We start from the raw sequence: 11,613 nt of genomic DNA on the forward strand, positions 1-11,613 counted from the left end.
CGGACGGATCGCCGCACACAGGTCCGAACCAGCACCGGCCGGACCCGGCACGAAAAGGCCCCCCGTGTCCGCGCCGAGGGCGCTGTGGAAGACGGGCAAGATCCGTACCCTGGTGTCCGGCCGAAGACGCAACCGTCAGGAGGACAGCCCGTGACAATGCTGATCAACGTGGCAGAACGCGTCGTCGCCGACGCGCTGCGCGGAATGGCCGACGCGCACCCCGAGCTGGTCGTCGACGTCGAGCACCGGGTGATCGTGCGGCGGGACGCGCCCGTGGCGGGGAAGGTCGGGCTGGTGTCGGGCGGCGGCTCCGGCCACGAGCCGCTGCACGGCGGCTTCGTCGGGCCCGGGATGCTCGACGCGGCCTGCCCGGGCGAGGTGTTCACCTCCCCCGTCCCCGACCAGATGGTGCGGGCCGCGGCGGCCGTGGACAGCGGGGCCGGGGTGCTGTTCATCGTGAAGAACTACACCGGGGACGTGCTGAACTTCCGGATGGCCGCCGAGCTGGCCGAGGACGAGAACATCCAGGTCGCGAAGGTCCTCGTCCGCGACGACGTGGCCGTCGAGGACAGCACCCACACCGCGGGCCGCCGCGGGACCGGCGCGACGCTGTTCGTGGAAAAGGTGGCGGGCGCGGCCGCCGAGGAGGGGGCGCCGCTGGAGCGCGTGACCGCGCTCGCCCAGCAGGTCGCCGACTCCTCGCGCAGCTTCGGCGTCGCGCTCGGCGCACCGGCCACCCCGGCCAAGGGCAGTGCCACGTTCGACCTCCCCGCGGGCGAACTCGAACTCGGCATCGGCATCCACGGCGAGCCGGGCCGCGAGCGCCGCCGCATCATGACCTCGGGGGAGATCGCCGACTACACCGTGGACACCCTGCTGGCGGACCTGCGCCCCGGCGGCCCGCTGCTCGTCCTGGTCAACGGGATGGGCGCCACGCCGCTGCTGGAGCTGTACGGCTTCAACGCCGAGGTGCAGCGCGTGCTGCGCGAGCGGCGCGTCGCGGTGGCGCGTACGCTCGTCGGCAACTACGTGACGTCGCTGGACATGGCGGGCTGCTCGGTGACCCTGTGCCAGGCCGACGACGAACTGCTGCGGCTGTGGGACGCCCCGGTGAGCACGCCGGGCCTGCGGTGGGGTCGCTGAGAGGAGCGCAGAGGTGGCTGAGATGGACGCCGGGTTCTTCCGGCGCTGGCTCACCACGGCGGCACTGGCCGTCGAACGGGAAGCGGACCGCCTGACCGATTTGGACTCGGCCATCGGGGACGCCGATCACGGCAGCAACATGCGCCGCGGAACGGCCGCGGTCACCGCGGCCCTGGACAAGGAGGAGCCCGCCACTCCCGGGGCGGTGCTGCTGCTGGCGGGGCGGACCCTGGTGTCCACGGTCGGCGGCGCCGCGGGCCCGCTGTTCGGGACGCTGCTGCGGCGCACCGGCAAGGCGCTGGGCGATGCCGAACGGGTCGGCGGCGAAGAGCTGCGCCAGGCCCTGGCCACCGGAGTGGAGGCCGTGGCACAGCTCGGCGGCGCGGCCCCGGGCGACAAGACGATGCTGGACGCGCTGCGTCCCGCGGTGGAGGCACTGCCGGACGCCGCCGCCGCCGCGCGGGCCGCGGCTCGGGGCGCGGAGGCCACCGTTCCGCTGCGGGCGAGGAAGGGCAGGGCCAGCTATCTGGGCGAGCGGAGCGAGGGGCACATGGACCCGGGGGCCGCCTCCGCCACGCTGCTGTTCGAAGCCCTGGCCGAGGTGACGGCGGATGCCTGAGCGCGCCGGTGCCGTGGGCCTCGTTCTGGTCTCGCACAGCAGGGAGGTCGCCGAGTCGGTGGCCCGTCTCGCCGCGGGACTCGCGGGCGGCGGCGACCTGGCCCCGGTGGCCACCGCGGGCGGCACCCCCGACGGCGGTCTCGGCACCAGTGCCGACCTGATCGCCGAGGCGGCGCGGGAGGCCGACCGGGGAGCCGGGGTGGCCGTCCTCGCGGATCTGGGCAGCGCCGTGCTCACCGTTCAGGCCATGCTGGCGGAGGGCGACGAACTCCCGCGGGACACACGGCTGGTGGACGCCCCCTTCCTGGAGGGCGCCGTCGCCGCACTCGTCACCGCCTCGGCCGGCGGGGACCTGTCGGCCGTCGCGGGGGCGGCCGGGGAGGCGTACACCTACCGCAAAATCTGACCCATGGCCCGCCGCCCCGCCACGGGCCCGGAGTCAGTCCGCCGCGGGCGCCTCGCCGCCCGGCGCGAACCAGGTGGGGCCGTCCTCCGTGGCCAGCTTGATCCGCGCCAGCGCGAACTCCCGCAGCGGCGGCAGTCCGTCCAGCGGGAACCAGCCCACCTCCACCGACTCGTCGTCGTTGACACGGGCCTCGCCGCCCACGGCGTGGGCGCGCACGCAGATGTCGAGGAACTGGCAGGCGTCGCCGTTCGGGTAACGCGTCGGCTCCAGCGTCTCCACGAGCAGCACCCGGTCGACGGTGCAGCGCACGGCGGTCTCCTCGTACACCTCGCGCACGGCCGTCTCCGCGGGCTGCTCCCCCGGCTCGCAGATGCCGGAGATGAGCGCCCAGAGCCCGTTGTCCGCACGGCGGCCGAGCAGCACGCGGCCCGCATCGTCGAGAACGACCGCGCTCACCCCGGGAAGGAACAGCAGCCCGTGGCCGATGTGGGCACGCAGGTCACGGATGAAGCCAGGAGTACTCATGGGCCCGAGCCTAGGCCGTTCCCCCACGGCTGCCCGCGGCAGGCGCGGCTGTCCGGCGGGCGGGGGGTGCGAGGAAGCGGCCCTCCGCGTAGGCGAGGGCGGCCGGGGGCAGCGCCGCCGGGCGGCCACTCGCGAAGACGGTGAGGCCGCCGCGGTCGGCGGTGTCCGGCGCGGCGGCGCGGCCGGTGCGGCGCAGCACCTGGACGGCGACGGCCTCGGCGGAGCCGAACAGCGCGACCGCGATCCCCGTCACCGACAGCAGATGGGCGCGGATGCGTGCGGCGACCAGCTCGTAGTGGGTGCAGCCGAGCACGATCGCCGTGGTCTCGGGCGGGGTCAGCTCGGCGGCGGCCTTGACGGCCGCGGCGATGGCGGCCTCGTCGGCCCGTTCGACGGCGTCCGCGAGGCCGTGGCAGGGCACCTCGGCGACGCGGCCGTCCGGGGCGAACTCGCCGATCAGCCGCCGCTGGTAGGCGCTCCCCGTGGTGGCGGGGGTGGCCCAGATGGCGAACGGGCTGCCCGACGCGGCGGCCGGCTTGACGGCCGGCACGGTGCCGATCACGGGAACGGCAGGTTCGAGCGCGGCGCGCAGCGCGGGCAGCGCGTGCACGGTCGCGGTGTTGCAGGCGACGACGACGGCGTCCGGCCGTTCCGCCGCGGCGGCCCGCGCGCAGCGCAGCGCGCGGGCCGTGATCTCTTCGGGGCTGCGCGGCCCCCACGGCATGCCGTCGGGGTCGCAGGAGAGCACCAGGCCGGCGTCCGGCCGCACGCGCCGCAGCGCGGCGGCGGCCGGCAGCAGCCCGACGCCCGAATCGACGAGCGCGATCCTCACTTCCGCCCCGGCGTCCACTGCATGCCGAAGCCGTAGGCGGCGTCCACGGTCCGCTGCGGGCTGACGCCGCGGTCGGGGATGAGGTAGCGGGCCTCGCGGTGCACGACGAGGTCACCGCGTTCGTTGGTCAGCAGCGCGAGGGCGCACACCGGGGAGGCCACGGTGCACTCGTCGAGGTGGAACTCGATGGGGGCGCCCTGCTCAGGGGTGAGGGTGACCGTGGCGTTGATGTTCTGGAAGCTGGTCGCGCCGGAGTAGATCGTCACGAAGATGACGACGCGCTTCAGCTCGCGGGCATGGTCCAGGTTGACCGTCAGGTTCTCGCCCCTGGCGACGGCGCCGGTCCTGTCGTCGCCGTCCAGGTGGATGTAGGGCGGCTGGCTCAGCGAGCCGAACGCGTTGCCCAGCGCCTGGACGACGCCCTTGCGCCCGTCGGCCAGCTCGAACAGTGCGCCCAGGTCCAGGTCGAGACCGCCCGACATGGCCCTGCTCAGGCGGTCGCGCCACCCGCCGCCCGCCTGCTTCTGGGGCGTGCGCTGCTCCCAGTTGAGGTTGACGTGCATCCGGCCGGAGGTGGCGCCCTGCTTGGCCAGGGAGATCGCCGGCGACTCCTTGGTGAGCGTGATCTTGCTCAGCCGGATCGGGCTGCCGCCCGGGGCGGGCGCCGCCGGAGCCGGAGCCGGAGGCGGAGGCGGCGGCGGGGCGGGGACCGCCGGCGGCACGGGCGCCGCGGGAGCGGGCGGCGGCGGGGGCGCCGCGGGGGCGGGCGCGGCCGGGGGCGGCAGTGGGGCGGCCGCACCGGCCGGCGGGGGCGGCGGCGGGGCGGGCGCCGCGGCGGGCGGCTCGTCGTCGACGCTGATACCGAAGTCGGTGGCGAGCCCGGCGAGCCCCGAATCGTAGCCCTGGCCGACGGCCCGGAACTTCCAGGCACCCTGGCGCCGGTACAGCTCGCCCAGCACGAACGCGGTCTCGCTGCCGGCGTCCTGGCTGTCGAAGCGGGCCACCTCGGCACCGCTGTCGGCGTCGAGGACACGGATGTGCAGCCCCGGCACCTGGCCGAAGGTGCCGCCGTCCGCCGAGGCGACCAGCGCGACCTTCTCGATGGCGGGCTCGACCGCCGCCAGGTCGACGGCGAGGCGGTCGGTCACGGTGCCGCCCTGCGGCTGCTTGCCCTCGTGGCGCACGGCGCCCGAGGTGTGCCGCGGCTCGTTGTAGAAGACGAAATCGGCGTCGGAACGGACCTTGCCACCCGCGAGCAGCAGGGCCGAGGCGTCCACGTCGGGCACTCCGCCACCGGCGTTCCAGCCGATCTCGACGCGGACCGACCTCGCGGCCACCGGAACGTTCGCACCTTTGAGCATGTGGGTTCCTCCGTCGGGCGGCGGTCGTCACGCCACCTGGTCTGCGGGTACGGCCCACTATGCCATCCCCCGGCGGCGAGCCCGCGTGCGGGACCCCTGATACAACATCATGAGACGGGGCATCGACGTTTTTTCCGGAATTCCTTCCAATTGGCCACCCGGAGTCAGCTCAACCACGCGAAAAGACCCTCTAATCGGTCTCCCCAACGACCACATGGTGGGCTTAACTTATGGAGCATGACCTCCCCGCGCCCCTACGGCGGTGCCTACTCTTCGCCGTCGTTCCCTGACACCCCCATCTACGACAGGCTGGTGGCCGAGCGGGGAACCCCGCAGATCGCGCCGATCCGGGTCCCGGCCGCCTACGAGTCGTCCCTGGGCTACCAGCCCGGCCCCGCACAGCCGGCGCTCCCTTCCGCGCTTCCGGCGCTGCCCGCGGCCCCCTCGCACCAGCAGGCCCAGCCGCACCCCCACCAGCAGCCGGGCGGCTACCCCGGATACCAGTCGACGCCCGCCCGCGGGCTGCCGGGCCCCGGCGGGCCGCAGGCCCCCGCCCCCTACTTCCCGCAGCAGGCCGCCGCGCCCCGGCCGTACTCCGCCTCGCACGCGCCGCAGGCCCCGGCGCCGCAGCAGATGCGGCCCGCGGCGCCGCGCCCTGGCGCCCCGCGGCCGATGCAGCCCGGCGCGTACCCGGGGCAGTACCCGGCGCAGGGACAGCAGCAGGCCCAGCACCAGTACCCGTCGCCCGGGTACTGGTCGGAACAGGGGACCGGTCACTAGCACACGACGCCGAGCCCTCACGGGCCCGCGCCCCGGCGAACGGGGAGCCCCGCCGCGCCGCCACGGCGCGCGCACGCACGGGCCCGGTGGCGCGGTGCACAGGCACCGCGCCACCGGGGACCACCCGGGCGGGGCGGGGAGGGGCACGGCCCGGGGGGTGGCGATCCGCGCCGGCGTGACCGGCGCACCGCGGAGAGGTCGCGGCCGTCAGATTTCGACGTCCTCCAGAATGCCGAGGGCGTCCGGGACGAGGACGGCCGCGGAGAAGTAGAGGCTGACGAGGTACGAGACCACGGCCTGCTCGCTGACGCCCATGAAGCGGACGTTCAGGCTGGGCTCGTACTCCTCGGGGATGCCGGTCTGGTGCAGGCCGACCACGCCCTGGTTCTCCTGGCCGGTGCGCAGCGCGAGCACCGAGCTGGTGTGGGCCGCGGTCACGGGGATCTTGTCGCAGGGCAGCAGGGGAACGCCGCGCCACGCCTGCACGCGGACGCCGTCGACCTCGGCCTGGCCGGGGTACACGCCGCGGGCGCTGCACTCGCGGCCGATGGCGGCGATGGTGCGCGGGTGCGCCAGCAGGTACTGGGTCTTGCGGCGGCGCGCGAGCAGGTCGTCGAGGTCGGCGGGCGTGGGCGGGCCGCCGCGGGGGTGGACGCGCTGCCGCAGGTCGGCATTGTGCAGCAGGCCGAACTCCCGGTTGTTCACCAGCTCGTGCTCCTGCCGCTCCCGCAACGCCTGAACGGTCAGCCGCAGTTGCTGCTCCACCTGGTCCATGGGCTCGCTGTAGAGGTCCGCGACGCGGCTGTGCACCCGCAGCACGGTCTGCGCCACGCTCAGCTCGTACTCCCGCGGCGCCGCCTCGTAGTCCACGAACGTGCCCGGCAGCACCGGCTCCCCCACGTGCCCCGACGCCAGCTCGACGTCCGCCTCGCCGCGCTTGTTGCGGCGGGGGGCGGGCCGGGCGGCGACCGCGTCGAGGTGGGCCCGCAGGCCGCCGGAACGCCCGGCGACGGCCTGCACGCCGGAGAGCGGGAGCGCGAGAACGGTGCAGCGGGTCAGGGCCGTCAGGGTGTGGGGCCAGGCGCCGGGCGTTCCGGCCAGGGCCTCGTCGCCGGCGAAATCACCGCCGGCCAGGACGCCGAGGGTCGTTTCGCCGTCGTAGGCGCCGGGCGCCGACCTGCGGACCTTGCCGTGGGCGATCAGCAGGACGCCCTCGACGGGCCGCCCGGCCTCGGCGATGACCTCGCCCGCGGCGTACTCCCGTTGGACGCAGGCGGCCGCCAGGGCGTCGAGCGCGCCGGGGTCGTCGAAGCCGTGGAGCGCGGGCAGCTCGGTCAGCTCCGCGGGCACGACCCGCACGTCCGTGCCGGTGGCGACGAACTCGACGCGGCCGTTGCCGAGGGTGTGGGCGAGCCGGCGGTTCACCCGGAACGTGCCGCCGGACACCTGCACCCAGGGCAGCACCTTCGTCAGCCACCGCGGGGAGATGGCCTGCATCTGCGGCGGCGTCTTGAGGGTGCTGGCCAGCTTGGCCGCGGCCCGGGTGTCGAGGCTGGTGCGGGTCGGGTTCGCCGGGGAGTTCACGGGCGGATTCACAAGGGGCCTTCCGTAGCGGTGAGCCTGCGTGCGGGATAAGGGCGGGCGGCGGCCGTGGCGCAGGCACCGGCCGGGGTGGCCGGCCGCGTGCCCGCCGTCCCGTCCCGGCCGGCCGCTGCGCCCGCCTCTCGGGTATTCAGTGCCCGATTTCGACGTCCTCGAGGATTCCGAGCGCGTCGGGCACCAGCACGGCCACGGAATAGTAGGCGCTGACGAGGTAGGAAATGACGGCCTGCTCGTTGATGCCCATGAACCGCACGGAAAGACTGGGCTGATATTCGTCGGGGATTCCGGTGCGGTGCAGCCCGACCACGCCCTGGGCCTTTTCGCCGGTGCGCAGCGCGAGGATGGAGCTGGTGCCGGCCGCGCTCACCGGCAGCTTGTCGCAGGGCAGCAGGGGAACGCCGCGCCAGGCGGGCACCGCGTGCCCCTCCAGGTCCACGCTGCCCGGGTAGAGGCCGCGGGCGCTGCACTCGCGGCCGAAGGCGGCGATCGCCTTGGGGTGGGCCAGGATGACGCTGGGGTCCTTCCAGACGGTGGCCAGCAGTTCGTCGAGGTCGTCGGGCGTGGGCGGGCCGCCGCGGGTGTGGACGCGCTGCCGCAGGTCGGCGTTGTGCAACAGGCCGAACTCCCGGCTGTTGACCAGCTCGTGCTCCTGCCGTTCCCGCAACGCTTCGATGGTGAGTCGCAGTTGCTCCTCGACCTGGTTCATCGGCTCGTTGTACAGATCCGCGACGCGGCTGTGCACCCGCAGCACGGTCTGCGCCACGCTCAGCTCGTACTCCCGCGGCGCCGCCTCGTAGTCCACGAACGTGCCCGGCAGCACCGGCTCCCCCACGTGCCCCGACGCCAGCTCGATCGCGGACTCGCCGTGCGCGTTGCGCTGTCCCGGGACCGCGGCCCGGAACGCGGCGAGGTGGCCGGTGAGTGCCGGGGAGCGGGAGGCGATCTCCTGAAAGGCGGCCCTGCTGAGCGTGAGGACGGTGCCGCTGGTGAGGGCGGTCAGGCCCTCACCCCTGGTGCCCGGGTCCTCGTCGGTCAGCGCGGCCGCGCCGTGGAAGTCCCCGTCGGCGAGCACCCCGAGCTGGGTCTCCGTGTCATACGCGCCGGCGCCGCGCCTGGCGAGCTTGCCGTGCGCGATCAGCACCACCGCGTCCGCGGCGGCACCGGGCTCGACGACGACCTCGCCGGGCGCGAAGTCCCGCTGGACACAGGCCGCTGCCAGCTCCCGGAGGGTGCCGTCGTCCTCGAAGCCGGCCAGCGCGGGCAGTTCGCCCAGCTCGGCGGGGATGACCCGCACCTCGGCGCCGGTCGACTCGAACTCCACCCGCCCGTTCCCGACGGTGTGGGTCAGCCTGCGGTTCACCCGGAACGTACCGCCGGAGACCTGCACCCAGGGCAGCACCTTGAGCAGCCAGCGGGAGGTGATCCCCTGCATCTGCGGCGGCGTCTTGGTGGTGGTCGCCAGATTGCGTGCGGCGGCGGTGTCCAGGCTGAGCCTGGGATGGGCCGACTCATTTCCCATGGTCGGCTCGGTAGAGGTGGACATGCAAAACACCCGCCTATCTGCGGTCGTACTTCGGGGCCATTCGGGGGAGATCCCGCGAACGAAGCTAAGGGCTGTCCAGATGGGGGGCAATCACTCGAAAGTGGGGGCAACTCCTCGGTTCCCGCGCCGAATTGTGGGTATCGCGGCGACACGTTCCTGCAAGAACGCACGCACGGTGCATTGATCAACACGGTGCGTCACCGCATAGGCTTGGGGGGCGCTCGGGCGCACGACCGGCGCGCGGGAGTGAGCCAACGGCGCGCGTGCGCCGACATCGATCCAGTCATTCGATCGGTCTGCGGCGCGCTACGGTGGAGCGGCCAAGTACGCGTGATAACGCGCTTCCGTCATCGCACGAGGTTGGGGCACATCGGTTCCATGACTAAGGGCTCGGTCCAGGTGACGCACACCGGAACAGCACGCTGGCGGCGCAGGACCGCCGTGTACGCCACGGTCACCGAAGCCCTGGCCGCCGCGGCCGACGGCGACGTGCTGGTGCTCGGTCCCGGCACCTACCGCGAGAACCTGGTGATCGAGCAGTCGGTCACCGTGCGCGGCCCCGGCGAGGCCAAGGACGGCCCGGCGCGCATCGCGCCGCCGGACGGCGTGCCGCTGACCGTGCGCGGCTCCGCGACCGTGCAGGAACTGCGCATCGAGGGACAGGACACGGCCGCGCCCGCCGTGCTGATCGAGAACAGCACACCGGAGTTGAGCGGCCTCACGGTGCACACCGCCTCGGCGTCCGGCATAGAGGTGCGCGGCGGCGCGCGGCCGACCGTGCGCCGGTGCAGCGTCAGCAACCCCACCGGCACGGGGATCAGCGTGACCGACGGCGCCGGCGGGCTGTTCGAGGAGTGCGAGGTCGCGGAGTCGGGACAGCCGGGCATCACCGTCCGCGGCCCGGCCCATCTCAGGCTCGATGGCTGCCGCGTCCGCCGTTCCGGCGGCGCCGGTCTGTCCGTCAGCGGCGAGGGCAGCGCCGTCGACGCGGTGAACTGCGCCGTCCAGGACGTGCGCGGCACCGGCGTCCAGCTCGCCGACCGCGCCACGGCGCACCTCACCGACTGCCGGGTGAGCTCGCCGACGGGCGACGGGATCTCGCTCGACTCCGACGCCGTACTGACCCTCACCGACAGCCAGGTGTCCGACATCCCGGAGAACGCCCTCGACCTGCGGTCGCGTTCGGTGCTGACCCTGGTGCGGACGACCGTGAGCGGCTTCGGGCGCAACGGGATGTCCGTATGGGACCCGGGCACGCACGCCGACGCGCACGACTGCGAGATCCGGGAGTCCACCGGTGACTACCCGGCGGTCTGGGTGAGCGACGGCGCGACGGCCGTGCTGGAGTCCTGCCGGGTGCACCACGTGCCGGACGCGCTGTTCGTGCTGGACGCCGGATCGCGCGCGGACGTGGTGGACAGCCGGATCGAGGAGGTCCGCGGCTCCGCGGTCTCGGTCAGCGACGGCGCGACGGCCCGCCTCGACGCCTGCCGGATACAAGGCGTCGGCACCGGCGCGTGGTTCCGCGACCCGGGCAGCGGCGGAACGGTCACGGGCTGCACGATCGACCGCGCCAGAACGGGGGTCATCGTGACCAAGGAGGCCGACCCCGAGGTGTCGGACTGCACCGTCAGCGGCCCGGCCGAGGCGGGCGTGTACGTCTCGGCCGGCGGGCGGGGCACGTTCTCGCGCTGCCGGATCACCGGCTCGGGCGGCTACGGATTCCACATCATCGACGGCTGCCGCACCGCGCTGCGCCACTGCCGCACCGAACGCTGCACCCGCGGCGGCTACGTCTTCGCGGAGGACAGCCCCGTCCTCACCGAGTGCCAGAGCGACGAAACCTCGGCGCCGGGGGCCGATGTCAGGCTGAAGGAGAAGGAGACGCCGCGGGCGGCGCAGCCGGTGGCCGGGCATGCGCGGCAGGAGACCGCACCGCAGGGCGGCGCGGCACCGCCCCCGCCGCGGGTGCCCGACGCGACGGCCGGGCGCGCGGCCGACGAGGTGCTGGCGGAGCTGGAGGCCCTGGTGGGCCTGGACACGGTGAAGCTCGAAGTGCGGGCACTGATCGACATGATCGAGGTGGGCCGGCGCCGCAAACAGGCCGGTCTGAAGGCGGCCTCGGTCCGCCGCCATCTGGTGTTCACCGGCTCCCCTGGCACGGGGAAGACCACGGTGGCCCGGTTGTACGGCGAGATCCTGGCCTCGCTCGACGTGCTGGAGAAGGGCCACCTGATCGAGGTGTCCCGCGTCGACCTGGTCGGCGAGCACATCGGCTCCACCGCGATCCGCACCCAGGAGGCGTTCGAACGGGCCAGGGGCGGCGTGCTGTTCATCGACGAGGCGTACGCGCTCTCGCCCGAGGACGCGGGCCGGGACTTCGGCCGGGAGGCCATCGACACGCTGGTGAAGCTCATGGAGGACCACCGCGAGGCCGTCGTGGTCATCGTCGCCGGATACACCGGCGAGATGGAACGCTTCCTCGCGGTCAACCCCGGGGTCGCCTCGCGCTTCTCCCGCACCATCGCCTTCGGCGACTATTCCCCCGAGGAGCTGCTGAGCATCGTCGACCAGCAGGCGCGGGAGCAGGAGTACGACCTCGCCGACGGCACCAGGGAGGCACTGCTGAAGTACTTCACGGTGCTGGACCGCGGCCCCTCGTTCGGCAACGGAAGGGCGGCCCGTCAAACGTTCGAGGCGATGGTCGAACGGCACGCGGGGCGCGTGGCCCGGCTCGCGGAGCCGAGCACCGAGGAGCTGACGCTGCTCCACCCAGAGGACCTGCCGGCGCCGCGCTGAGAC

10 protein-coding genes are annotated in these 11,613 nt (G+C 74.1%); 5 read left to right on the forward strand and 5 right to left on the reverse strand.

The annotated features are described in order from the left end of the window. The first annotated feature begins 150 nt into the window (after positions 1-150). The 3 genes from dhaK to RM779_RS08905 are packed head-to-tail and all read left to right on the forward strand — an operon-like array spanning position 151 to position 2,168. Positions 151-1,143: a dihydroxyacetone kinase subunit DhaK gene (gene dhaK, locus RM779_RS08895; protein WP_311617128.1), complete on the forward strand. Its 993-nt coding sequence runs from the start codon at positions 151-153 to the stop codon at positions 1,141-1,143. Positions 1,144-1,165: 22 nt separating this feature from the next. Next, positions 1,166-1,762: a dihydroxyacetone kinase subunit DhaL gene (dhaL, locus tag RM779_RS08900; protein WP_311617340.1), complete on the forward strand. Its 597-nt coding sequence runs from the start codon at positions 1,166-1,168 to the stop codon at positions 1,760-1,762. Next, positions 1,755-2,168, forward strand: a complete 414-nt coding sequence (locus RM779_RS08905; RefSeq protein ID WP_311617129.1) for a PTS-dependent dihydroxyacetone kinase phosphotransferase subunit DhaM — start codon at positions 1,755-1,757, stop codon at positions 2,166-2,168. The genes dhaL and RM779_RS08905 overlap by 8 nt, the downstream gene beginning before the upstream one ends. Positions 2,169-2,201: 33 nt before the next feature. Here the strand turns inward: RM779_RS08905 and RM779_RS08910 are convergent, their stop codons facing one another. From RM779_RS08910 to RM779_RS08920, 3 genes are read right to left on the reverse strand one after another with little or no spacing between them, the layout of a single operon-like run. Then, the gene (locus tag RM779_RS08910) at positions 2,202-2,693 is read right to left on the reverse strand and encodes an NUDIX hydrolase (RefSeq protein ID WP_311617130.1); all 492 of its coding nucleotides are present in this window, start codon (positions 2,691-2,693) and stop codon (positions 2,202-2,204) included. A 10-nt stretch (positions 2,694-2,703) separates the two neighbouring features. Beyond that, the gene (locus tag RM779_RS08915; protein ID WP_311617131.1) at positions 2,704-3,525 is read right to left on the reverse strand and encodes a glutamate racemase; all 822 of its coding nucleotides are present in this window, start codon (positions 3,523-3,525) and stop codon (positions 2,704-2,706) included. Continuing rightward, entirely contained in the window at positions 3,522-4,886 is a 1,365-nt protein-coding gene (locus RM779_RS08920) for a TerD family protein (RefSeq protein WP_311617132.1), read from the reverse strand. Before RM779_RS08920 ends, RM779_RS08915 begins: the two co-directional genes overlap by 4 nt. Before the next feature lie 237 nt (positions 4,887-5,123). Here RM779_RS08920 and RM779_RS08925 point away from each other — a divergent pair, with 237 nt between their 5' ends. Further along, entirely contained in the window at positions 5,124-5,666 is a 543-nt protein-coding gene (locus RM779_RS08925; RefSeq protein ID WP_311617133.1) for a DUF6643 family protein, read from the forward strand. A 207-nt stretch (positions 5,667-5,873) separates the two neighbouring features. On the opposite strand, the gene RM779_RS08930 is transcribed toward RM779_RS08925, so the two are convergent. Both RM779_RS08930 and RM779_RS08935 read right to left on the reverse strand, forming a co-directional pair. Next, entirely contained in the window at positions 5,874-7,250 is a 1,377-nt protein-coding gene (locus RM779_RS08930; protein ID WP_311617134.1) for a family 2B encapsulin nanocompartment shell protein, read from the reverse strand. A gap of 148 nt (positions 7,251-7,398) precedes the next feature. After that, a complete protein-coding gene (locus RM779_RS08935; RefSeq protein ID WP_311617135.1) occupies positions 7,399-8,811 on the reverse strand; it encodes a family 2B encapsulin nanocompartment shell protein in 1,413 nt (470 codons plus the stop codon). A 378-nt stretch (positions 8,812-9,189) separates the two neighbouring features. Between RM779_RS08935 and RM779_RS08940 the strand changes: the two genes are divergently transcribed. Further along, positions 9,190-11,610, forward strand: coding sequence for a right-handed parallel beta-helix repeat-containing protein (locus RM779_RS08940; protein ID WP_311617136.1), 2,421 nt, complete (start codon positions 9,190-9,192; stop codon positions 11,608-11,610). Positions 11,611-11,613: the final 3 nt, after the last annotated feature.

Origin of the sequence: Streptomyces johnsoniae, from assembly GCF_031845565.1 — a bacterium.
In the GTDB taxonomy this organism is placed as follows: Bacteria; Actinomycetota; Actinomycetes; order Streptomycetales; family Streptomycetaceae; genus Streptomyces; species Streptomyces johnsoniae.